Raw genomic sequence first — 23977 nt, 5'->3', positions numbered from 1 at the left:
GTCCGTTGGTGCGGGCCGTGCGGCCTGTCGGCGGGAGGCGGTTCTGGTGGTCCGTCACCGTCTGTCTGACGGCCGCCAGGGGTCTGGCACGCGTCAGGACCCGGCGTCCGGCGGGCCTCCTGGGGGGACGCAGACGCGCTTGCGAGCGGTCAGGAGAACTCATCGGCCGCCGGCGGTGCGCCGTCGGCGTCACAGTCCCGGCCACGGGCATGCCGCCGCGCTGGCAACTGATCGCCATGGAGTGGCACTTGAGCAGCGGTGGAGATACCGGGGGCGGCCGGGAGAACGCGGATACCGTGCGAAGCCGGTGGTTCTGAACCACCGCGGACTCGACCGGGTATGAGGAGGAAACCGTGCAGATCCAGGTTCTGGGCCCGTTGAGCGCCGACGTCAACGGGGTGTCCATCGTTCCGACCGCCGGCAAGCCGAGGCAGATCCTCGCGCTGTTGTCGTTCTATCCGAGCCGGGTCGTACCCGTGCCCACGCTCATGGAGGAGATCTGGGGCAGCAACATGCCCCGCAGCGCGATGACCACGCTGCAGACCTACATCCTGCAGCTGCGCCGGCGCCTCGGCACCGCGATGGGCCCCGACGCGCCCGGCAGCGCCAAGGAGATCCTCGCCACCCGGCACGGCGGCTATCTGCTGCAGGTGCCGCCCGAGTGCGTCGACGTGCATCTCTACGAGCAGCGGGTCGCCGCGGGGCAGGCGTCGTTCGAGGAGGGCAACGACGAGCGGGCCGCCGCGCAGTTCCGGGACGCGCTCGCGATGTGGGAGGGCACCGCCCTGGTGGACGTGAGCACCGGGCCGATCCTGGAGATCGAGGTGATGCGCCTGGAGGAGAGCCGCCTCGTCACCGTCGAACGCCGTATCGACGCCGACCTGCGGCTCGGCCGGCACACCGAGCTCATCGCGGAACTCACCGACCTGATCGCCCGTCACCCCCAGCACGAGGGGCTGCACTCGCAGGCGATGGTGGCCCTGTACCGCTCGGGGCGCCAGGCCACCGCCCTCGACGTCTACCGCAGGCTGCGCCTCAGGCTCGTCGAGGAGCTCGGCGTCGAGCCCTCGCCCCAGCTGCAGCGCCTGCACCAGGCGATGCTCGCCGTCGACCCGGCCCTCGACGTCAGCAGCGGACCGCGCCGCAGCTCCACCTTCAACCTGTACGCGGCCTGAGCCCGAGCGCCCTTCGAGACGCGCCTGGCAGCCTCGCGGACGACGAGTCCCGTGAGCCGGGCCCGCGCGACCCGGGGCCGCCCCCACCGGTGAGTTCCGCACGACCCCGAGGAGGACGCCGCATGTCCGACGAACGGCCCCTACGGGTCCACTGCTTCGCGCACGCCGGAGCGGGCATCTCCTCCTTCGCCGGCTGGAACCGTGGCCTCGGCCCCGGCGCGCAGACCGTGCCGCATCTGCTGCCCGGCCGCGACGGCCGGCGCCGCGAACCGCGCGTCACCGAGCGCGAGGCCCTGCTCGCCGACCTGATGGGCCACTTCACCCAGGACGACGTCGCCGGGTCCGCCCCGTACCTGATCTACGGACACAGCCTCGGTGCCCTGATCGCCTACACGCTCACCCGGGCCCTCGCCGAAGCAGGTCTGCCCGGCCCCGCACTGCTCGTCGTCGGCGCCTGCCCGCCGCCCGACGAGTCCCTGGGCCTGTCGGACGCCGGCCGGGCCCCGGACGAGGAACTGCTGCATCTGCTCGGCGGCGTCGGGGCCCTCCCGGCGGGTGCGCAGCCGGGCGGACTGTGGCACCGGCTCGTCAAGCCCGTACTCCGCGACGATCTGCTGCTCGCCGACGCCCTGCGCGCAGCGGCCCGCCGGCCGTCGCCCGCCGGGCCGCTCGACGTGCCGGTGCTGGCCGTCGCGGGCCGAAGCGACCCGCTGGCCCCGGCCGAGGCGGTGGCGGGGTGGCGGCGCTGGACCACCGGCCCCTTCGCGCTGCGCACGGTGCCGGGCGACCACTTCTTCGTACGAGGCCGCGAGCTGCCGCGTCTGGTCGGGCGCGCGAGCCGGGTCGTGCGGCGACTCGCGCCCGTCGCGGCCGGCCGTTGAGCGCCGGACAAGCCCGCCGCAGGAACAGCACAGGAGCCGACTGACATGAGGGGCAGCCGATGAGACGAGTCGTCATCACCGGGATCGGGGTGGTCGCGCCGGGCGGCGTGGGCACCGCGAAGTTCTGGTCACTGCTGACCGAGGGGCGTACCGCCACCCGCCGTATCACCCTCTTCGACGCCGCCACGTTCCGCTCGCGGATCGCCGCCGAGGCCGACTTCGACCCGGCCGATCACGGCTTCGCCCCCGACGAGGCGCGCCGCCTGGACCGCATTGCGCAGTTCGCCCTGGTCGCGGCCCGCGAGGCCGTCGCCGACAGCGGGCTCGCACTCGCCGCCGAGGGGGAGCGCACCGGGGTCACCCTGGGCACCGCGGTCGGCTGCAGCACCGGCCTCGACGAGGTCTACGGGCACGTCAGCGAGTCGGGCAGCCGGTGGCTCCTGGACCACACACGGGCCGAGGCCCGGCTCGGCGACTACCTCGTCCCGAGCTCGGTCGCGGCCGAAGTGGCCCGCGACGCGGGCGCGTTGGGACCGGTCGCCGTCGTCTCCACCGGCTGCACCTCCGGGCTCGACGCGCTCGGCCACGCCGTCGAGCTGATCCGCGAGGGCAGCGCCGACATCATGGTGGCGGGCGCGTCGGAGGCGCCCATCACCCCCATCACCCTCGCCTCGTTCGACGCGATCCGCGCCACCTCGGCACGCAACGACGAGCCCGGCACCGCCTCCCGCCCCTACGACCGCACCCGCGACGGGTTCGTGCTCGGCGAGGGCAGCGCGGTGCTCGTCCTGGAGGAGCACGACCGCGCGGTACGGCGCGGCGCCCGCATCTACGCGGAGGTCGCCGGATTCGCCACCCGCTCCAACGCGTACCACATGACCGGACTGCGCCTGGACGGCGGCGAGATGGCCGAGGCCATCCGGATCGCCCTCGACGAGGCCCGCCTCAACGCCACCGACGTCGACTACGTCAACGCCCACGGCTCGGGCACCAAGCAGAACGACAAGCACGAGACGGCCGCGTTCAAGACGAGCCTGGGGCAGCACGCGCACCGGGTGCCGGTCAGCTCCATCAAGTCGATGATCGGGCACTCGCTCGGCGCGATCGGCGCACTGGAGATCGCCGCCAGCGCGCTGGCCATAGCCCACGACACGGTGCCGCCCACCGCCAACCTGCACGAACCCGACCCGGCCTGCGACCTCGACTACACGCCGCTGACCGCACGCGAGCAGCGCACCGACACCGTGCTCAGCGTCGGCAGCGGCTTCGGCGGCTTCCAGAGCGCGATGGTGCTCACCACCCGGCACCTGGGGGTGGCCGTATGACCGCCGTGACCACCGCGCACAGCGCCCCGGCCGAGCGGCGCGCACCCGGCGTGCGCGCGGCCGTCACCGGGCTCGGCGTCGTCGCCCCCGGCGGCATCGGCGTCCGGTCCTGGTGGGAGACGACGCTGCGCGGCGAGCTCGCCATCGCTCCCGTCACCCGCTTCGACGCCACCGGCTACCCGGCGACGCTGGCCGGCGAGGTCGCGGACTTCGTCGACGAGGACCACGTACCGGCGAAGCTGCTGCCGCAGACGGACCGGGTGACGCGGCTCTCGCTGGCCGCGGCCGCCGAGGCGCTGGGCGACGCGTGCCTGGATCCGCAGAGCCTGCCCGACTACGCCATGGGCGTCGTCACCGCCAACTCCACCGGCGGCTTCGAGTTCGGCCAGCGCGAACTGCAGGCGCTGTGGAGCAAGGACCGTCGGCACGTCAGCGCCTACCAGTCCTTCGCCTGGTTCTACGCCGCCAACTCCGGCCAGATCTCCATCCGGCACGGCCTGCGCGGCCCGAGCGGTGTCGTCGTCAGCGAACAGGCGGGCGGCCTGGACGCCGTGGCGCAGGCCCGCCGCCGGCTGCGCACCGGCGTGCACGCCGTGCTCACCGGCGGCTTCGACTCCGCCCTGTGCCCGTGGGGCTGGACCGCACAGCTGGCCGCGGGCGGCATGAGCACCCGCGGCGACGCCGAGCGCGCCTATCTGCCGTTCGACGCCGACGCGTCGGGACATGTGGCCGGTGAGGGCGGCGCCCTGCTCGTTCTGGAGAACGCCGACGCGGCCCGCGCCCGCGGCGCCGCCGTGCTCGGCACCGTCGAGGGCTGCGCCGCCACGTTCGACCCGGCGCCCGGCGCCGGCGCCCCGCGCCTGCTCGCCGCGGCCCGGCTCGCCCTTGCCGACGCCCAGGTCGACCCCGCCGACGTGGATGTGGTGTTCGCCGACGCGGCGGGCGAGCGGGACGCCGACCGGGCCGAGGCCGCGGCGCTCGCCGAGCTGTTCGGCCCGTACGGGGTGGCGGTCACCGCGCCCAAGTCGCTGACCGGGCGCCTGGGTTCGGGCGGTTCCGCGCTCGACCTGGCGGCCGCCCTGTGCGCCCTGCGCGACCAGGTGATCCCGCCGACGGCCGGCGCCGTGCGGGTGGCCGACGACTGCCCCGTGGACCTGGTGACCGGCGCGCCGCGCCCGGCCCGGCTGCGCCATGCCCTGGTCCTGGCCAGGGGCCGCGGCGGCTTCAACGCGGCGACGGTCGTGCGCGGCGCGCGCTGACGCACGTATCGCGCCGGACCCGCAAGACCCAAGGCAACCGAGAAATGAGGAACACCATGGAACGGCTCGAGCTGAGCGAACTCGCCCTCCTGCTGCGCGAGGCCGCGGGCGAGGACGAGGGGGCCGTGCTGGACGAGGACACCCTGGACACCCTGTTCCTGGACCTGGGCTACGACTCCCTGGCGCTGCTGCAGGTCACCGGCGTCGTCGAGCGCGACCACGACCTGATGCTCGACGAGGAGGCGCTGGCCGAGGCGCAGACGCCGCGCCAGTACCTCGACCTCGTCAACGGGGCGCTGGCCGCGCGCGCCGCCGCCTGACCGGCGCCGCCCCAGTGCCCGGATCCACCGAGGAGTCGACCGTGCAGAGCCCCGAGCCGGACCACGACCCCACCGCAGGCCGGTTCACCGAGGTCGCCGACGGCGTCCACGCCTATGTGCAGCCCGACGGCGGCTGGTGCCTGAACAACGCCGGGCTCCTCGTGGCGGACGGCGAGTGCCTCCTGATCGACACCGTGGCCACCGAGGCGCGGGCCCGCAGGCTGCGGGAACACGTCCTGCGCCTGGCGGGAGGGCCACCGCGGTTCGTCGTCAACACGCACTCCCACGGCGACCACACCTTCGGCAACTTCGCGTTCCCCGAGGCTGTGGTCGTCGGCCACGAGCGGGCCCGCGAGGAGGCCGCCGCGGCCGGGACGCACCTGACGGGCCTGTGGCCCGACGTGTGCTGGGGCGATCTGGAGATCGTCGTGCCCACCGTCACCTACCGGGACCGGATGACCCTGCACGTGGGTGCGCGGCAGGCCCGGCTGCTGCACCCGGGTCCCGCCCACACCACCGGCGACACCGTCGTCTGGCTGCCCGGGCAACGGGTGGTGTTCGCCGGCGACCTGGTGATGTCGGGCACCACGCCGTTCTGCCCGATGGGGTCCGTGTCCGGATCGCTCGAGGCCCTCGCGCACCTGCGCGCCCTGGACGCCGTCACCGTCGTGCCCGGGCACGGCCCGGTCGGCGGCCCGGAGCTCCTCGACGTCAACGAGGGCTATCTGCGCCGGCTCCAGCGCCTCGCGGCCGACGGCATCGCGGCCGGCCTCACCCCGCTGCAGACCGCACAGGAGGCCGGCCCGGGCCCGTACGCGGACCTGCTCGACGCCGAACGCCTCGTGCCCAACCTGCACCGCGCCTACGCCGAGGCACTCGGGGCGGCACCCGGCGACCCGCTGGACATCCCCGCCCTGTTCCGCGAGATGACCGCCCACCACGGCGGCCTGCCGGCCTGCCGGGCCTAGGCAGTGCCCGACGGGTCGCGTGACCGGGCCCTGGTCCCTGCGACGGCGGGTTACGCCGCCTGAACGTGCGGCACGACCGGCACCCGGGGCCTTGATCTGGTCGCGGGACACGGCGTGTTCGCGCACCACCGGCTGAGGACGCGCCGCGTGCCCAGGGCTGGGGGCGCAGGAACCGTCGGCACCGGATCACGCGGCGCCTTGCGTGCTCCCGACGGTCGAAGCACGACCCCGCACCAGGCCTGTCCGGCCGATCAGGCCGCGCTCTCGGTGGCCAGGGCGAGGTCGTCGCGGGTCACCAGGCGGGAACGGGTGCGCCACTTGCCGCGGGTGCGGACCAGTACGTCCTGGAGGACGCACGTCCGCGACACCTTCGACTCGCCGCCGCGCGGCGTCGCGTACACCAGGGCGTAGGCCCGCGTGTGCAGCGTCCCGTCGGCCTGCGGCTGTAGGTCGAGCATGCCGATCCAGTGCCGCAGCTGCTCGCCGCTGCGCTCCTGCTGGATCTTGTTGCGGCGCACGTTCGCGGCGAGGCCGGCGCGTCCGCGCACCGGCTCGTCGAGGGTGGGCACGGCGAAGACCGCGTCCTCGGTGAACGTTCCCGCCCAGCGTTCGGCGTCGTGGTTGTCGAAGAGCTGCATCTGGTGCGCGTAGAACTGCTGGATCCGCGCGTACAGTGCGCCGAACTCCTCTTGCGACTCTTGCGAACCGGCGGGTTCGACAGCTCTGAGCATCTCGGTGGCCATGGCGGGACCCCTTCCTCGCGTCCTTCGTGTTCCACGGGATGCCGATACTCTCTGAGGCGCAGATCGAGCACTCTTCGAAGATTCCTCAAGCGTTCCGGCGGACGGTGAGTCTGTCCAGCGGTGTAGCCCCCCCCGCAGAGCCGGAACCGGAGGAGAACGAGCGGTGCCGAACTTCACCCATCCCGACCTCCCCGTCGACGGACTGCTGCGGCGTGCGGCCCGGCGCGACCCGGACGGCGTCGCGATCCGCACCGCGACCCGGTCGGTCGGCTTCGCCGAACTCGACGCGTGGGCCGATCGGATCGCCGGGTACCTGAGCGGCACGCTCGACGGGGCGGCGGGCGCCCGTGTGGGCGTGGCGGGCGTCCTCGATCCCGTCTTCGCCGCCGCCTACTACGGCACGGCGCGCAGCGGCGCCACCGTCGTTCTCGTCAACCCGCTGATCAGCGAGGACGGTCTGCGTCATGTCTTCGCCACGGCCCGGGTGGAGATCGCCCTCGTGCCCGCGGCCACCGCGGGGCTGCTCGCCAAGCTGCGCGCCGACCTGCCCGCGCTGCGCGCGATCGTCGTCACGGACGCCGCCGACGGTGTGGTGCCCGGCGGCACCGTGCCGCTGCATCAGGCCCTGGACGGTGCGCCACGACGGCACACCGCCGCCCCGGCCGACCCGGCCGCCGTCGCCTGTGTGCAGTTCACCACCGGGACCACCGGCCGCCCCAAGGGCGTGCTGCTGACCCACCGCAACCTGGTCGCCAACGCCAAGCAGGTCGCCCTCGCACACCGCGTGAGCGCCGACTCGGTCACCCTGAACCACCTGCCGCTGTACCACGTGATGCACCTCAACTCCGGTATGTACGCCGGGGCCTGCCAGGTGTTGTGCCAGGACCCCGACCCTGTCGCGTCCCTCGCCGCCGCCGCCGAGGCAGGCGCCACCCACTACTACGGCCTGCCCGCCCGGCTGCACGCCCTGGCCAAGGACGGGCGGCTGGCCGGTGCGGTCCACCCCGGGCCGCAGCTGACCGCCGTGCTGTCCGGCGGCTCGGCGCTCGCCCCCGAGGCGGCGCGCACCCTGCGCGAACGGCTCGGCGTTCCCGTCATCCAGGGCTACGGCATGGCCGAACTCTCCCCGCTCACGCACTGCCAGCAGCCCGACCGCCACCGGCCCGGCATGGTCGGCGGCGTGGTGCCCGGCACCGAGTGCCGGCTCGTCGACCTGACCACGCGCCGTCCCGTCGACGTCTGGTCGACCGGTGAAGTCCAGGTCAGGGGGCCGCAGTTGATGGCGGGCTACCTCGACGGCGGGCACGAGGCGAGGATCGACGCGGACGGCTGGTTCTCCACCGGCGACGTCGGCTACCTGGACGACGACGGTGCCCTGCGCCTGGTGGACCGGCTCGCCGACGTCTTCAAACACGACAACGAGATCGTGGCACCGAGCCGGGTCGAGGAGGTCGTCCGTGAGGACCCGCGGGTCGCCGACTGCATCGTGGCCGACTGGCCCGACGCGGAGCACGGAGCGGTGGTCTGGGCGGGCATCGTCCTGACCGGCCGCGCCGAGGACGAGCCCGGGGCAGCCGAGGGCGCCCTGCCCGGCCTCGGCATCCTCGACGTCCTCGACTCGATCACCGCGCGGGCCAACGAACACCTCGCCTCCTTCGAGCGGATCCGGTTCGCCGAGGCGATCGAGTCCGTACCGCGCACCCCCACCGGAAAGCCCCAACGGCGGCTCGTTCGCACGGAGTTGAGAAGCCGGGCCGCCGCATGACCCGTCGGCCGCCCGCCCCCCTGACCCGTAACCGACCCTGGAGCAGGCCATGGTGAACACCGCCGAGCAGCCGTCCGCGCCCACCCCTTCCCTCCAGGTGCTGGTCGTCGGCGCGGGCCCCGTCGGACTGACCGCCGCCCACGAACTCGCCCGCCGGGGCCTTCGGGTGCGGCTGATCGACGCCGCACCGGGCCCGGCCACCACCAGCCGCGCTGTCGCCACCCACCCGCGCACGCTGGAGACGTACGACCAGATGGGCGTCGTGGACGACGTCCTGCCCCGAGGGCGCCGCAACCAGGCGTTCACCATGTACGCCGGGGGTCGGCGCCGGGTGCGGCTGGAGGCCGACTACGCGACGATGCCCACCCGCTACCCGTACACGCTGGTCGTCGAGCAGACCGAGACCGAGGCCGCGCTGCGCTCGGCGGTGGCCCGGCTCGGGGTGCGCGTGGAATGGGGCGTGCGCCTGGAGGACTTCGCGCAGAACGCGGAGCTGGTGCGTGCCCGCCTGGTCCACGCCGACGGCCGCGAGGAGATGTGCACGGCGTCCTGGCTGGTGGGCTGCGACGGCGGCCACAGCACCGTGCGCAAATGCCTCGGTCTCGAACTCCTCGGCGAGAGCAGCGAGACATGGATGCTCGCCGACGCCCCGGTCGACACCGAGGTGGAGCCCGACAGCATCTACTGGGCCCACACCGGCGGGCAGGCCCTGATGATGGTGCCCTACGCCCGCGACGGCTACTGGCGGCTCCTGGACACCGTGCCCGCCGCCTCGGCGGACGAGCCCGGCCGCGCCGAGGAGCAGTTCTCCCGCAAGCTCAGCGCCGGCCTCGGCCACCGGGTACGCGTCGGTGAGGCGTCCTGGACGTCCGTGTTCACCTTCCAGCAGCGGATGGTGGAGCGCATGCAGGACGGCCGCGTCCTGGTGGCCGGCGACGCCGCGCACGTGCACAGCCCCGCCTCGGGACAGGGCATGAACACCGGCATCCAGGAGGCGTACAACCTCGCCTGGAAGCTCGCCATGGTCGAACAGGGCCACGCGGGCCCGGAACTGCTCGAGACGTACAGCGAGGAGCGCGTCCCCCTCGGCGCGGCCCTGCTGGGCTCCACACGCACCGCCACCGTCCTGGTGCAGCTGAAGAACGCGCTCGCGGGCGTGGTCCTGCCCCACGCCCTGCGCGTGGTGAACGCGGTGCGGCCGCTGCGCCGGGCCGTGCAGCGCAAGGTGCTGGGCGGCATGTCGGGCCTGAAGATCAGCTACGACGCCTCGTCGCTGACCGGCGCGGACCCCTACAAGCACCGCGCGGGCGCCGGATCCGTCCTGATGAGCGCGAGGCAGCCGGACCGGGGCCCCGCCCCCGGCGCCCGTGTCACCGCCGCCCGGGTGCACGGTGCGGACGAGACGGCCGCCTCGGCCTTCCGTGCCGAACTGCGCGATCCGCGCTGGACGTTGCTGCTCGCCGCGGGCGGACACGGGCCGGGCGACGTCCCCGTCGGCGTGGCCGTCACCGCGGCCGCCCAGTACGGCGAGTGGCTGTCGGTCAGGACCGTCGGCGGCAGCGGGCCCGACGGCCCCGCCCCGCTCGCCGACCCGGACCGGCGCCTGCGCACCGCGCTCGGACTGCGGCCCGGCGCGTGGATCCTCGTACGCCCCGACGGCTACGTCGCGGCCCGCGGCACCCTGCTGACCCGGCCGGCTCTGCGCCGGGCACTGGCCCCGCTGGTGGCCCCCGTCCCGCTCGCCGACGAGGCACGGCGCGAGCCGCAGCTCGCCGCGCGCACCGCCACCCATGACCTGGAGGAACACTGACATGCCCGACAACCACCCCGTCGCTCTGGTGACCGGAGCCACCAGCGGCATCGGCCTGGAGGTGGCCCGGCAGCTGGGCCGCGCCGGGCACCGGGTCTTCCTGTGCGCCCGCAGCGCCGAGGACGTGAAGCAGACCGTGGCGGACCTGCGCGCGGAGGGCCTCGACGTCGAGGGGCAGGCCGCGGACGTGCGCTCCCGCGAATCCGTGGCCGCGCTCGTGGCCCGGGCGGTGGAGACGTACGGAGCCGTCCATGTGCTCGTCAACAACGCCGGCCGCAGTGGCGGCGGCGTCACCGCCGACCTCACCGACGACCTCTGGTACGACGTCATCGACACCAACCTCAACAGCGTGTTCCTGGTGACGCGCGAGGTGCTCAAGAACGGCGGCCTCGCCGACGCCGCGCACGGGCGGATCATCAACATCGCCTCCACCGCAGGCAAGCAGGGCGTCCTGCTCGGCGCCCCCTACAGCGCCTCGAAGCACGGCGTCGTCGGCTTCACCAAGGCGCTCGGCCGGGAACTCGCCCCCCGCGGCATCACCGTCAACGCGGTCTGCCCCGGCTACGTGGAGACCCCGATGGCCCAGCGGGTGCGCCAGGGCTACGCGGCCGCCTGGGGCACCACCGAGCAGGACGTGCAGGCGCAGTTCGAGGCGAAGATCCCGCTCGGCCGCTACTCCACTCCCGAGGAGGTGGCCGCCCTGGTCGGCTACCTGGCCTCCGAGCCCGCCGCCTCGATCACCGCGCAGGCACTCAATGTCTGCGGCGGACTGGGCAATTACTGACCTTCGTCAAGGAAACGAGGAAGACGTGTACGTGGTGTCGAGCGAGCGGGTGCACCGTACGGTGCACTCCGTCGAGGTGGACGCGGGTGCCGGAGTCGTCTACGGGCTGATCTCGGACGCGGTGCAGTGGCCGCTGTACTTCCCGCCGAACGTGTACGTGGAACGGCTGGAGTTCGACGGGCGGGACGAGCGGCTGCGGATGTGGGCCACGGCCAACGGCGAGGTCCGCTCGTGGATCTCGCAGCGCCTGCAGGACCCCCAGGAGCGGCGGATCGAGTTCCACCAGACCCGCCCGCAGGCGCCGGTCGAGACCATGCACGGGACCTGGATCGTCGAGGAGCGGCCGGGCGGCACCAGCCGGCTGACCCTGCTGCACGACTTCACGGTCGTCGGCGACCGTCCGGGCGACGTGGAGTGGGTCGAGCGCGCCTGCGACAGCAACTCCCGCGCCGAACTGGACAACCTCAAGCGTCTCGCCGAGCGCTGGACGCGCCTGGACGAGCTCGTCCTGTCCTTCGAGGACTCCGTACGCGTCAAGGGCCCGGCCGAGCTGGTCTACGACTTCCTGTACCGGGTGGCCGACTGGCCCGACCTGATCCCGCACGTCTCCCGCCTGGACCTGACCGAGGACAGCCCCGGCGTCCAGGTCATGTCCATGGACACGGTGACGGCCGACGGCAGCGCGCACACCACCGAGTCGGTGCGGATCTGCTTCCCGCACGCCGGGCGCATCGTCTACAAGCAGACGGCCACGCCCGCCCTGATGGAGGCGCACACCGGCGAGTGGTCTCTCGTGCCCGACGAGACGGGCGTGACGGTCGTCTCGCAGCACAGCGTGGTGCTGCGCGAGGAGGCGGTGGAGCAGGTCCTCGGCCCGGGCGCCGACCTGGCCGCGGCCCGCCGGTACGTGCGCCAGGCGCTCGGCCGGAACTCCACCGCCACCCTCAACCTGGCCAAGCAGCACGCGGAGTCGGCGATCCGCGTGCTGTGACATCCCGCGCCTCGACGTCTCTTCGAGCACCGTGAAGCGACTGATGCATGCACCGCTGCTCGAGCAGGTCTCGAGAGGGCGGCGAGAGCCTGGAACGCCCGTGGCAGAGGAGGCGCCGATGAGCACGGCCCAGATGAACGGCGACGCCGCCCCCTTCCGGCCGACCGCCGACGAGATAGCCGCGCGGCTGCGCGTCGAGGTCGCCGGCCTCCTCGCCCTGCGGCCCGACGCGGTGCCCGCCGACCGCTCGCTGTGCGAACTCGGTCTGGAATCCACGCAGTTGACAGAGCTCGTCCAGCGGCTGTCCCAGTGGCTGGAGCGGCCCGTGCCCGCCTGGACCGTGTGGCAGTACCCCACGCCCGCCGCGCTCGCCGCGCACCTCGCCGGTGACGGCCGTGCCGCCCGGGCGGCCGCCGCGGCGCCCGCCCGCGGGCGCGCGGCCGCCCACGCGCCGGTCGCGATCGTCGGCATCGGCTGCCGGCTGCCCGGCGGCATCGAGACCCCCGAAGCACTGTGGCAGGGCCTGCTCGACGGCGTCGACACGGTCGGCGAGGTGCCGGGCGGCCGGTGGACCGTCGCCGAGTGCCTCGACGCAGGCCCGCGGGCCTGCGGCACCATGAGCAGCCGCCGGGGCGGCTTCCTCGACGACGTCGCCGGCTTCGACGCGGACCTCTTCCGCATCCCGCCCGCCGAGGCCCGGCAGATGGACCCCCGCCAGCGCATCGCCCTGGAGACCGCGTGGGCCGCGCTGGAGGACGCGCGCATCGTCCACGACGAGCTCGCCGGAAGCCGTACCGGCGTGTTCATGGGGACCACGGCGCAGGAGCACCACCCGGCCACCGGCGCCGACCCGGACGGCATCGGCCCGCGCTCCGCGGCCGGCCGGGACGACTCCACCGTCCCCGCCCGCATCGCCCGCGCCCTCGGCCTGGACGGTCCCGCTCCCGCCGTCGCCACGGCATGCGGATCCTCGCTCACCGCCGCCCATCTGGCCGTGCGCAGCCTGCGCGAGGGGGAGGTGGACCTGGCGCTCGCGGGCGGCGTCAACGTGCTGCTCGGCCCGCACACGACCCTCGCCATGACGGACTCCGGTGAGGTGCGCGGCGAGGGCTGCGGCGTCCTCGTGCTGCGCCGTCTGTCCGACGCACTCGCCGCCGGCGACCGCGTCTACGCCGTGATCCGCGGCAGCGCCGTCCACGACGACGGCGCCTTCGACGGGCTGACGGCCCCCGGTCCCGGGGCCCGGGCGGACGTGATGCGCGCCGCCTGGCAGGAGGCCGGCATCAGCCCTGGGCACGTCTCCTACGTCGAGGCCCACGGCACCCGCACGCCCCTGGGCGACCCCGTCGAGGCCGAGGCCCTCGGCACCGCCTTCGCCGACGGCCGCACCCAGGCCCTGCGCATCGGCTCCGCCAGGACCAACTTCGGCCACCTGGAGGCCGCAGCGGGCGTCGTCGGCCTGATGAAGACCGCGCTCGCCCTGCACCACGGCGAGATCCCCGCCGGCCTCCGCCTCGCCGCCCCCGGCAGGCTCACCGGCTTCGAGGCGGGCCGCCTCGAAGCCGTCACCGAGCGCACGCCGTGGCCGGGCGAGGGCCGCCGCTACGCGGGGGTCAGCGGCTTCGCCTTCGACGGCACCAACGCCCACCTGGCGCTGGAGGAAGCCCCGCACCGGCGACGGCTGTTCGTGCCGCTTGCCGCCGACAGCACGGGCGACCTGCGCGCGGCCGCCGACGCGCTCACCGACCGGGTCCGCGCGGGCGGGGCCTGGTACGCGCCCGAACTCCTCGGCCGCGCCACAGGCACCCACCGCGTGGTCGCCGCCGTCGCCCACCCCGGCGAACTGGCCGGCGCGCTGCGCGAACACGTCGCGGCCCACGCCCAGGGGCCCGCCGTCCGGCCGCACGCGCTCGCCTTCTGCTTCCCCGGCCACGGCTCGCAGTGGCTCGGCATGGGCCGCGACCTGCTCGGCGAACCCGCCTTCCGGACCGCCCTCGACGAGTGCGACCGGGCCCTGCGGCCGTTCACCGGCTGGTCGGTCACCGAGGAACTCCTCGCGGACCGGCCCGGTTCGCGCCTGGAGCGCACCGACGTCGTCCAGCCCGTCCTGTTCGCCCTGCAGACGGCCCTCGCCCGCACCCTGAGCGCATGGGGCGTCGAGCCCACCGTCGTCTTCGGGCAGAGCGTCGGCGAGGTGGCCGCCGCGGTCTTCGCGGGCGCGCTGCCGCTCGCCGAGGGCGCCCGCCTGATCACCACCTGGTCCCGGCTCGTCGCCGAACAGGCCAGCGGCCACGGCGCCCTGACCGTGTGCGAACTCTCCCTCGAGGACGCCGAGTCGCTGCCCGAGGTACGCGCGGGACGGCTCTCGCTCGCCGGTCACCTCGCCCCCGGGCAGGTGTGCCTGTCCGGGCCGCGCGAAGCCGTCGACGCCCTGGAACGTGACCTGGACGGCCGGGGCGTACGCGCCTGGCGCGTCAACATCGACTACGCCGCGCAGAGCACCCAACTGGCCCAATTGGCAAGCGAGTTGGAGGAGCGCCTGGGCACGCTGCGCACCCGTAGCACCACGGTGCCGTTCTGGTCGACCGTCACCGGCGGGTACGCCGACGGCACGGACCTCGACGCGGCGTACTGGGCCCGCAACATGTGCGCCCCCATGCGCCTGGCCGAGGCCACCGGCGCGCTCGCCGACGGACGCGGACTGCGCATCGTCGAGATCACGCCGCACCCCGTGGCCGGCCACGCGCTGCAGAGCGGCCTCGACGCCTTCGACGGCGACCAGCCGCGCATCCTGAGCACGGGCCGCCGCGACCGGGTCGCCCGCGAGGCCCTGGAGGACGTGGCCGCCGCGCTGTGGTGCGACGGATCCGACGTGGACTGGGGGGCCGTCACCGGCCGTCGCCGGCGCCGCGCCACACCGACCCCCGTCGTCCTCCCCGTCTCGGGCCGCACCGCGCGGGCCCGCGCCGAGAACGCGGCCCGGCTCGCCGGCCACCTCGACGGCACACCCGACGCCGGCCTGCTCGACGTGGCGTACACCGCCGCCCGGCACCGTCCCCACCTGGAGCACCGCGCGAGCATCGTGGCCGCGTCGTCCGCGGAGGCGGCCGAGGCCCTGCGCGCCCTCGCGGACGACCGCGCCCACCCCGGCCTCATCGAGGGGGCAGCGGCCGCAGGGACGGATCTCGCGGTGCTGTTCACCGGTGAGGGCAGTCAGCGCATCGGCACGGGGCGGGAGCTGTACGCGGCGTTCCCGGAGTTCCGGCGGGCATTGGACGAGGTGTGCGCCGCGCTCGATCCGTATCTGCGGCTGCCGCTGGCTGCGGTGCTGTTCGCGGCGGAGGACGGTCCGGATGCGGTGTTGATCCATGAGACGGAGTTCACGCAGCCGGTGCTGTTCGCCGTCGAGGTGGCGTTGTTCCGGCTGTGGCAGTCGTGGGGTGTGGTGCCGACTGCGGTGGCCGGTCACTCGGTGGGCGAGCTGGCGGCGGCGCATGTGGCGGGGGTGTTGGATCTGGCGGATGCGGCGCGGCTGGTGGCGGCGCGGGGCCGGTTGATGCAGGCGCGCGAGCGGGGCGGGGCGATGGCCTCCGTACAGGCGTCCGAGTCCGAAGTGACCGAGGTGCTGGCACGCGTGGGCGGCCGGGTGACGGTCGCGGAGGTGAACGGGCCGGACCAGACGGTGGTCAGCGGGGATGTGGCCGCGGTCGAGTCGGTGATGGCCTGGCTGGTGGGTCAGGGGCGGTGGGTGCGGCGTCTGGAGGTGTCGCACGCGTTCCATTCCCCGCACATGGACGCGATGCTGGGGGAGTTCGCCGAGGTCGCGGCGGAGTGTGTGTTCCGTGAGCCGTCGATTGCGTGGGTGTCGACGGTGACCGGTGGTGTCGTGTCGGCAGGTGTGGTGTCGGATCCGGGGTACTGGGTGCGGCAGGTGCGTGCCGCGGTGCGGTTCGCGGATGCGGTGCGCACGCTGGAGCGCTCGGGTGTGGGCCGGTATGTGGAGTGCGGTCCGGCCGGGGTGCTGTCCGCCAGGGGTGCCTCGTGCGTGGCGGAGCCGGCGGTGTTCGTGGCCTCGCAGCGGGGGGCGGACGAACCGGGCGGCGAAGTGCGGTCGCTGGTGCAGGCGTTGGGTGCACTGCATGTGGCGGGGCAGGACATCCGCTGGGAGCGGGTCTTCGCCACCGGTGTCCCGGTCGATCTGCCGGTCTATGCCTTCCAGCGCGAGCACCACTGGCTCGAACCCGCCCGAGGCGGCGCGTACGACGCCCGCCCTTCAGGACTTTTGTCCGAGAATATCTACCCGGACTTGGCCCTCGACCAGCCCTTGAGTGAGGATCCACATCCGGTTGTGAAAATGGTGCTGCAGTTCCGGCAGGACTGTTCCCTACAGCAAGGAGGACCATATGACTGAAACCCCGCAGGACAAGCCCGGTGAGGACGAGGTACGCGCGAAGTTCAAGGAGGCGCTGGAGCGCAAGTCCCAGGCCTCGCGGGCCAAGCAGGCGCACGAAGAGGCGCGCAGCAAGGTCAAGAACATGAGCGGTCGCGCAGGTCAGAAGCGAAACTTCCGCCGTAAGGCCGGCTGACCGAGGCTCTTGCGGAAAAGGCTGCCGCACCCCGATCCCGGGGTGTCGCAGCCTTTTTTGCGGCCCGGTTCTGCGGCCTGGAGGATCGCTTGAGAAACAGCGGAAGAACGCTTCCGATGCGCTGTGACCGCGCTGCAGGGACACCGGAACATGTGTCGAGAGCACCTCCACCCGGGCTCGAGGAGAGGCGGTCAGGGTCGGAGTACGGGTGCGCACGCGGCGTCCCGTGTCGCGACGAGGGAGCTGACCACCGCCGCCATGACCATCACCGCCGAGACCATCCACTTCCCGGGCGCGCCGTTCGGACGGACGGAGGCGGACGCCCTGGCGAGGGCCGCGCGGCTCGAAGCCCTGCTGGGCGACCCGTACGATCCGGCCAACCCCCACGGTCTGCGCGCCCTGTTCGCCGCCGACGACCGGCGCGTGCGGCCGGCCGAGACCGAGACACTGCTCGCCGAGGCCGGGCTCGGCGCCGAGTTCGTACCCGTCGCGTACGGCGGCCGCCTCACCCGGGCCGATCTGCTGGCGCGCGCCCTGCGCCCCGTCTTCCGGCGCGACGTGGCGCTCGGCTTCGGCTACGGGATCACGTCCCTGTTCGCCGCCGGCGCCGTCTGGGCAGCGGGCAGCACACGCCAGCGCCAGGACGTCGCCGACCTGCTGCTGCGCGGCGGGCGGGCCACGATCCTGCACCACGAACTCGCGCACGCCAACGCGATCCTGCGCCACGAGTTCAGCGCCCGCACCGCCGCGGGCGGTTACCGGCTCGACGGCCGCAAAGATGTGATCATCAACGCGGACCGCGCCGATCTGCAGGTCGTCTACGCCCGCACCGACACCGCACGCGGACCGCGCAGCCACTCCGTGTTCCTCCTCGACCCCGCCGCGGCCGGGCCGGGCCGCATCCGGCACCTGCCGCGTGTCGAACTGCCCGGCATGCGCGGGGCGCTCTTCTCCGGCCTGGAGTTCACCGGCGCGCCCGTCCCCGCCGAGGCGCTGGTCGGCGGCGAAGGGGACGGAGTGGGCATGGCGCTCCAGGTGTTCCAGGTCAACCGCAGTGTGATCTGCGGCGTCGTCACCTCAGCCGCCGGTACGGTGCTGCACTCGGCCATGCGGGCCGCGACCGACGGCCGCGAAGGACCCGTCGCCAAGCGCTGGCACACGCCGCTCACGGGCGTCTTCGCCGACCTGCTGGCCGGCGACGCCATGGCCACGGTCGTACTGCGGGCACTGAGCCTGCTGCCCGCCCAGGCCCATCTCTTCGCCGCCGCCGTCAAGTACGTGGTGCCCGACCTGCTCCGCGAGGACCTGCAGGAGCTCGCCACCGTGCTCGGCGCGCGCGGCTACGACCACGCCGGCCCCGAGTACGGGGCGCTCGACAAGCTCGTGCGCGACCTGCCCGTGGCCGGACTCGGCCACGCGGGCAGCGCCTCCTGCCAGGCGGTGCTCGTGCCCCAGCTGCGGGGCCTGGCCGAACGGTCCTGGTTCAGCGAGGACGAGCCGCCGTCCGAGCTGTTCCGCGCCGGCAGCGAACTGCCCGACCTCGACTACCGGTTGCTCGGCATCGCCGGCGGAGGCGACTTCATGGCCGCCTCGCTCGTGGGCAGCGCCGCCCGGCTCGCCGCCGCGCGCGGCACCCGGGGCACCCGCGGGGCCCTCGCCGGCCTCGCGGAGGCGTTCGTCACCGAACTGCGCGCCCTCCAGGAGCAGTGCCGCCGCCTGCCGACCTCCGGCGCAGCCCTCACCGACCCCGCGGTGATCGTGCTCAGCGACCGCTACGCCGGCATCGTCGGCGCCGCCGCGGTCCTCGGCGTCTGGGAGAGCCAGGACGGCACCGATCCGTTCCTCGCCGACCCGGCCTGGGCCGTCCTCGCCCTGTCCCGGCTCGCCGGCCGGCTCGGTGTCCCGGTGCCCGACCTGCCCGACGGCATCCAGGAGCAGGTGCTCGACGAACTCGTCCGCCGCTACCGGGAGGGCCTGAGCTACGACCTCGACACGGTCGCCCACGCGCTGTGACCCCCCACCCCAACACCCCAGGGAAGGAAGGCCCCTTGACGACCACCGTCCCCACCGGCGCGGAGCGGATCAGCGCGCCGGTCCACGTCAGCGGACCGGACGCCCCCTGGCACCGGGTGCGCGAGGCCATGGACCGCTACGGCAACGCCGTCGTCCACACCACCTGGGGCGAATGGCTCACCGCCGTCGTCGCGGAACCCGCGCTGCGCCCGCTGCTCGGCCGCGACTGGCAGCGCTACCGCCGCACCGCCGACCCCACCGTCCGCTACCGCTTCGTCGCCTCCCGCCTCGCCACCAAGTACACGGCCGCCGCCGCCCTGCACACCGACCCGGTGGAGCTCGACCTCGCCTACAAGATCGGCGGCCGCCCGTACCTGCGCGGCCTCGACCAGATCGACGTGAGCCTCACCCACACCGACGACCTGATCGCCGTCGGCGTCAGCCGCGACGGCCGCATCGGCGTCGACGCCGAACCGGCCGACCGCCGCATGTCGTACGAGCTGCTGAGCCGCCACGTGCTCACCCCCGCCGAACGCGCCGACCTGGAGCGCCTCACCGACGCCGAACGCACGGCCGCCATGCTGCGCCTGTGGACCCTGAAGGAGGCCTACACCAAGGCGCTGGGGCAGGGACTGCGGCTCGGCTTCACCGAGTTCGGCTTCGGCGCGGACGGCGGCGACCTGCTGGCCCCGGACGGCGGGCCCGCCGCCCGCGGCGAATGGGCCTTCGCCACGCACCGCGTCCTCGGCCGTTACCTGCTCAGTGTGGCCCGCCACGACGCAGGCCTGGACAGTTCCCGCGACACGGCGGCGCACACCATGCTCGACGAGGGTTTCATGGGCGCCGTCACCGAACTCCTGTACTGACGACCCGTCCCGGTCCGGCTCGACCCGGACTCCGCCGCCGCTGCTCGGCGTCCTGGCGTTTTGTTGATTGACAAACCGACTGTGCTGTTTTTTACTCGGGGTTGAGTCAGAGCCCGCAGCTCGTCTTGACCGGTGCGGAAGCTATGGCCCTGCAACGCGCTGACCTGGCCTGCATCAACGAGGGGATCAAGATGCACATCGAAGTACTGGGCGCACTCACGGTGCACGAGAACGGCATTTCGATCACGCCCACCGCCCCCAAGCCGCGTCAGGTGCTCGCGCTTCTCGCGCTCCACGCCGACCAGGTGGTTTCCACGGCCGCCCTCACCGAGGAACTCTGGGGCGAGAACCCGCCGCGCAGCGCGCGCACCACGCTGCAGACGTACGTGCTCCAGCTGCGCGACCTGATCGGCGAGGCTCTCGCCCGGGGAGCGGATGCGGGGACCGTCACCGCCAAGGACGTTCTCGTGACCCTTCCGGGTGGCTACCGGCTCGACACGCGCGGCGGCCACCTCGACTTCCGCGAGTTCGACAGGCGCGCGGGCGCGGGTTACCGGGCCATGGACGCCGAGGACTACAGCGGCGCCGCCAAGCGGCTGCGCGAGGCCCTTTCCCTGTGGACCGGAGGCGCGCTCGCCGATGTCCAGGCGGGCGCCCAGCTCGCTCTTGAGGTCAGGCGCCTGGAAGAGGCCCGCCTGTGCGCCCTGGACCAGCGCATCGAAGCCGACCTGCGGCTCGGCCGCCACCGCGAGCTGCTGTCCGAACTGACGGTCCTGGTCAACCAGTACCGGATGCACGAGAGCCTGCACGGCCAGTTCATGATCGCACTGCACCGCTCCGGCCGCCGGGGCGAGGCGCTGAGCGTCTACCAGCGCCTGCACACCACGCTGGTGCAGGAGCTGGGCCTCGAACCGTCTCCGGCGCTGGTCCGCCTGCACCGGTCGATCCTGACGGCTCACCCCGAGACGGCGACCGGGGTTGCAGCTCCCGCCGAGGTCCAGGCCAGGCGCCCCGCGCCGGGCGTCACCAGGGCACCGGCACGGGGCAGCCACCTGACCGCCCGCGCAAGCTGACCGGAGCCCCCCGCCTCCCTGGAATACCTGGTGTCGGGGGATGCCCCCCGCAGGCCGAGGGTGACCATCGGCGCTCCTCGTGCGGCCGTGCCGCGCCTCCCTGCGTGCCTCGGCCCGGGGCCGTCCGGTAAGCCGACTTCAACAACGGCGCGAGCCAGGAGCGCGAGCGGATCGCCGCGGTCCCGCCGGGCAGCTGCCGGACCGGGCCACGCGGCGGCTGCGGGCGCCGAGGGATGCGTACGCAGGGCCCGCGGCCTTGGGCTCGGGCTCGTCCTTCGTACTCGTTCGCGTTCGCGTTCGAACCATCCGAGGACGAGGGGGCGCCGGCCCGGCCACGGCGAGTTCGCCGGGCAGCGCCTGGTACTCCCTGCACGCTGCGCCCGGGCCGAGCTGCGTCGAGCCGCGCCTGAGCAGGTCCCGCGGGCGCCGGGAGGCGCTATCGCGTCGCCAGCGTCAAGGCCGTCATCAGGCACCGGGCCTGCACATTGAGATGGTTGCCGTGCCGCAGCAACGCCTGTGCCTGCGGTACCGACACCCAGCAGAAGTCCGGTGGCAGATCGCGCGCGGCACCCTCGTCCGCCTCGTCCAGCTCGACGATCAGATTGCGGGTCAGCGCGTGGTGGAAGCGCCCGCCCTCCTCGGACTGCTCGGTGTCGAACAGCACCCGTCCGGCGCGCGGCGCGAGCAGCGTGTCCAGGAACTCGGGGCGGCGCGCGCCCCGCCCGTTCAGATGACGCGGCGAGCACTGCACCGTGGGCCCGAACTCGGCCACGTTCAGGGTGCCCGCCTCCACCCGGGCCCGCAGCAGCACGTGCGGCACCCCGTCGACGCGCTGCACGAGCAGTCCGGCGAGCCCCGCCACCGGGGCGAGCAGCGGCTGGGACCAGCGGGCCACCTCGCGCGCCTCGGCCTCCACGCTCACACCGAGCACCGTGAAATGCCGGCCGTCGTGCCGCCCGATGCCGTCCCGGGTGCGCTGCCACGGGCTCGTGTCGTCCTCCAGGACCTTCCGCAACGGAAGCTGCTCCTGGACCAGTTCGTACCGGAAGCGGGCGTCGGCCAGGACCGAGAGCACCTCGGTGAACGAGTGCAGGGCATCGTCCTCACGCACCGGGGCCGACACCCCGCCCGGGCCCGCGAGCAACTGCCGCGGCAGTGTCGACAGAACCGTGCGGCTGTCCATGTTCACCAGGTGGTCGGTGCGGAGCAGCTCGCCGACCTGACGCAGCGACAGCCAGCGGAACCCGTCGAGCGCGGGCACGTCCTCGTCCGTCATGACGACCACGTTGCGGTTGCGCTTGTGCAGGAACCACCAGCCCTGCTCGGACTGGAGCGAGTCGGCGAGCACCCGCCCGCCGTGCCGGTCCCCGGTGAAGTACTCCGTGTACGGCACGCGGCGGCCCCGGTGCACTCCCGTGAAGTTGCTGCGGGTGGCCTGGACGGTCGGTGACAACTGCAGCCCGTTGAGGTTGCCCGGCTCCATCTTGGCCTGGAGCAGGCAGTGCACCTCGCCGCGGTACTCCTTGAGCAGAATGCCGAGCAACCCGACCTCGCGCTGCACGATGACGGGCTGGGTCCAGCTGCGCGGCCGCTGCCCCTCGGCGCCGAAGCCGGTGGTGGCGCGCAGCCCGGAGACGGAGAAGAACCGTCCCGAGGAGTGCACCAGGTCTCCGGTGTCCCGGCAGAAGCGCCAGCCCGGCAGCGTGTCGAGCGGCGTGCGCCGCACGTCGTAGCGTTGTCTGCGGTGCTGCTCGTCCAGCCACCGGTCGAAGGAGACGTCCCGTGCCACGGCGGGAGACGGTTCGGTCGACGATGAGGCCATGCGGGCATGCTCCGGGGCCCCGCTCGAGGCCCGGTCGAAGACGGCCAGTAGGCCCGTGGAACTCGGCGGGCCCCGCACCGCGGACGACCCCGTGCTCCGGGCCGCGTCAAGCTCTCCTTGAGGAACTACCTGCACACTCGCGGAATATGAAGGCGCTCATACTGTCAGGGGGGACGGGGTCCCGGCTACGCCCCTTCACCCACTCGACCGCCAAACAACTGCTGCCCGTAGCCAACAAGCCCGTGCTCGTGCACTGTCTGGAGAACATCCGCGACGCGGGCATCACCGAGGTGGCCGTCATCGTCGGCACACACGCCGCGGAGATCTCCCAGGTGGTCGGCGACGGTTCCGCGTTCGGTCTCGAACTCACCTATCTGCACCAGGACCGACCACTGGGGCTCGCGCACTGCGTCCAACTCGCGGGCGACTTCCTCGGCGACGACGACTTCGTCATGTACCTGGCCGACAACGTGCTCGCGGACGGCATCACGCAGGCCGCCGACGCCTTCGCCGCCGACCGCGCCGACGCGTTGCTGCTCGTGCAGCCGGTGGCCGATCCGCGTGCCTACGGGGTGGTCGAGGTCGGCCCCGACGGCCGGGTGCACCGCCTGGTCGAGAAGCCGGCCGAACCCGCCAGCGACCTGGCCGCGCTCGGCGTCTACTTCTTCACCTCCCGAATCCACCAGGCGGTCGCCGGGCTGCGCCCCAGCGCCCGCGGCGAACTGGAAATCACCGACGCCATCCAGCGCCTCGCCGACGACGGCGCACTGGTGCGCGCCCAGCGCTACGACGGCTACTGGAAGGACACCGGCAAGGCGGAGGACCTGCTCGACTGCAACCGGGAACTGCTCGGGCGGCTGACCGGGCCCGACGTGCACGGCCAGGTCGACGCCGCCAGCACCCTCAGCGGCTCGGTCGTGATCGAACCGGGAGCCCGGGTGTACGGCAGCCATCTGGTGGGGCCGCTGGTGATCGCCGCCGGGAGCACCGTGACCGACTGCACCGTCGGGCCGTACGTCTCCGTGGGCCGCGACTGCGTCCTGCGGCACGCCGCCGTCGCCGACTCGATCCTCCTGGAGGGCGCCGCCGTCGACGGCGTCCCCGCCCTGCACCACTCGATCATCGGCCGCTGGGCCCGGATCGGCCGCTCCGCCGCCGACCGACACCAACTGCTCGTCGGAGACCATGCCAACGCGGAGGTGGCGGCGTGAAGCTGCTCGGCTCGCACTCCGTGCGGACCGTCCTCGACGACGGGTAGCCCGGCCGTGAGGACGCCGAGGCCGCCGTCTTCGCCAAGCTCACCTGCGCCGGGCGCCGGGACCACATCCCCGGACGGGCACCCGCGCCCGGCACCAGGACCGAGCACAAGCCGCTGCCGCGACCATCACGGCCCACACCGGCCCGTGCAGAACCTGCTGCCCCGACCACTACCGGTCCATCCAGCCGGTACACACCCCCGACGCCACCGGAGAGCCCTCCACGGCGTCCCGAACCAGACCACCGGCCCTGCCCCACCTCATGCTCCGGCGTCGTGCCCGCCGCCACTCCCGCCGACGGCGAGACCGGCTCGTGTCCGCTGGCCCGAGCGGCCGTCGT

18 protein-coding genes are annotated in these 23977 nt (G+C 73.7%); 16 read left to right on the top strand and 2 right to left on the bottom strand.

Annotation, left to right across the window (positions count from 1 at the left end):
• Positions 1–353: 353 nt before the first annotated feature.
• The 6 genes from AQI88_RS41030 (at position 354) to AQI88_RS41005 (ending at position 5928) form a co-directional block, all read left to right on the top strand.
• Positions 354–1175 carry an AfsR/SARP family transcriptional regulator gene (locus tag AQI88_RS41030; RefSeq protein ID WP_067010756.1) on the top strand — a complete coding sequence of 274 codons (822 nt, stop codon included), beginning with the start codon at positions 354–356 and terminating at the stop codon, positions 1173–1175.
• Between the two features lie 122 nt (positions 1176–1297).
• Positions 1298–2056, top strand: coding sequence for a thioesterase II family protein (locus AQI88_RS41025; RefSeq protein ID WP_067010754.1), 759 nt, complete (start codon positions 1298–1300; stop codon positions 2054–2056).
• A 59-nt stretch (positions 2057–2115) separates the two neighbouring features.
• Positions 2116–3381, top strand: coding sequence for a beta-ketoacyl-[acyl-carrier-protein] synthase family protein (locus AQI88_RS41020; RefSeq protein ID WP_067010752.1), 1266 nt, complete (start codon positions 2116–2118; stop codon positions 3379–3381).
• Complete coding sequence (locus AQI88_RS41015) at positions 3378–4640, top strand: beta-ketoacyl synthase N-terminal-like domain-containing protein (protein WP_067010750.1); 1263 nt, start codon at positions 3378–3380, stop codon at positions 4638–4640. The genes AQI88_RS41020 and AQI88_RS41015 overlap by 4 nt, the downstream gene beginning before the upstream one ends.
• A gap of 56 nt (positions 4641–4696) precedes the next feature.
• On the top strand, positions 4697–4960 hold the full coding sequence (locus AQI88_RS41010) for an acyl carrier protein (RefSeq protein ID WP_067010747.1): 264 nt from the start codon (positions 4697–4699) through the stop codon (positions 4958–4960).
• Positions 4961–5001: 41 nt separating this feature from the next.
• Positions 5002–5928, top strand: coding sequence for an MBL fold metallo-hydrolase (locus tag AQI88_RS41005; RefSeq protein WP_067010745.1), 927 nt, complete (start codon positions 5002–5004; stop codon positions 5926–5928).
• Positions 5929–6179: 251 nt separating this feature from the next.
• Here the strand turns inward: AQI88_RS41005 and AQI88_RS41000 are convergent, their stop codons facing one another.
• Positions 6180–6671, bottom strand: coding sequence for a nuclear transport factor 2 family protein (locus AQI88_RS41000; protein ID WP_244184615.1), 492 nt, complete (start codon positions 6669–6671; stop codon positions 6180–6182).
• Positions 6672–6834: 163 nt separating this feature from the next.
• On the opposite strand from AQI88_RS41000, the gene AQI88_RS40995 reads away from it, so the two are divergent.
• The 9 genes from AQI88_RS40995 to AQI88_RS40955 all read left to right on the top strand — a co-directional run bounded on the left by AQI88_RS40995 (position 6835) and on the right by AQI88_RS40955 (position 20559).
• Positions 6835–8436 carry a class I adenylate-forming enzyme family protein gene (locus AQI88_RS40995; protein WP_067010743.1) on the top strand — a complete coding sequence of 534 codons (1602 nt, stop codon included), beginning with the start codon at positions 6835–6837 and terminating at the stop codon, positions 8434–8436.
• A gap of 49 nt (positions 8437–8485) precedes the next feature.
• Complete coding sequence (locus AQI88_RS40990) at positions 8486–10246, top strand: FAD-dependent oxidoreductase (protein WP_067010741.1); 1761 nt, start codon at positions 8486–8488, stop codon at positions 10244–10246.
• Between the two features lies 1 nt (position 10247).
• Positions 10248–11030 (top strand): 3-oxoacyl-ACP reductase FabG, encoded by a 783-nt coding sequence (fabG, locus tag AQI88_RS40985; RefSeq protein ID WP_067010739.1) that lies wholly within the window; start codon positions 10248–10250, stop codon positions 11028–11030.
• Between the two features lie 34 nt (positions 11031–11064).
• The gene (locus tag AQI88_RS40980; protein WP_067010758.1) at positions 11065–12021 is read left to right on the top strand and encodes an aromatase/cyclase; all 957 of its coding nucleotides are present in this window, start codon (positions 11065–11067) and stop codon (positions 12019–12021) included.
• Positions 12022–12139: 118 nt separating this feature from the next.
• The gene (locus AQI88_RS40975; RefSeq protein WP_067010737.1) at positions 12140–16432 is read left to right on the top strand and encodes a type I polyketide synthase; all 4293 of its coding nucleotides are present in this window, start codon (positions 12140–12142) and stop codon (positions 16430–16432) included.
• The gene (locus tag AQI88_RS40970) at positions 16425–16607 is read left to right on the top strand and encodes a DUF5302 domain-containing protein (protein WP_067010735.1); all 183 of its coding nucleotides are present in this window, start codon (positions 16425–16427) and stop codon (positions 16605–16607) included. The genes AQI88_RS40975 and AQI88_RS40970 overlap by 8 nt, the downstream gene beginning before the upstream one ends.
• Positions 16608–16865: 258 nt before the next feature.
• The gene (locus AQI88_RS40965) at positions 16866–18620 is read left to right on the top strand and encodes an acyl-CoA dehydrogenase family protein (RefSeq protein ID WP_067010732.1); all 1755 of its coding nucleotides are present in this window, start codon (positions 16866–16868) and stop codon (positions 18618–18620) included.
• 35 nt (positions 18621–18655) lie between these two features.
• Positions 18656–19486 (top strand): 4'-phosphopantetheinyl transferase family protein, encoded by an 831-nt coding sequence (locus tag AQI88_RS40960; RefSeq protein ID WP_067010730.1) that lies wholly within the window; start codon positions 18656–18658, stop codon positions 19484–19486.
• A gap of 191 nt (positions 19487–19677) precedes the next feature.
• Positions 19678–20559, top strand: a complete 882-nt coding sequence (locus tag AQI88_RS40955) for an AfsR/SARP family transcriptional regulator (RefSeq protein WP_079058158.1) — start codon at positions 19678–19680, stop codon at positions 20557–20559.
• 436 nt (positions 20560–20995) lie between these two features.
• Here the strand turns inward: AQI88_RS40955 and AQI88_RS40950 are convergent, their stop codons facing one another.
• On the bottom strand, positions 20996–22381 hold the full coding sequence (locus AQI88_RS40950; protein ID WP_067010728.1) for an NDP-hexose 2,3-dehydratase family protein: 1386 nt from the start codon (positions 22379–22381) through the stop codon (positions 20996–20998).
• A 146-nt stretch (positions 22382–22527) separates the two neighbouring features.
• Between AQI88_RS40950 and AQI88_RS40945 the strand changes: the two genes are divergently transcribed.
• Positions 22528–23592 (top strand): glucose-1-phosphate thymidylyltransferase, encoded by a 1065-nt coding sequence (locus AQI88_RS40945; RefSeq protein ID WP_067010726.1) that lies wholly within the window; start codon positions 22528–22530, stop codon positions 23590–23592.
• The last annotated feature ends 385 nt before the right edge of the window (positions 23593–23977 follow it).

Source organism: Streptomyces cellostaticus, from assembly GCF_001513965.1.
Classification (GTDB): Bacteria; Actinomycetota; Actinomycetes; order Streptomycetales; family Streptomycetaceae; genus Streptomyces; species Streptomyces cellostaticus.
Note: the sequence above shows the minus strand (reverse complement) of the source record. Positions and strands in the feature narration are given on the sequence as shown.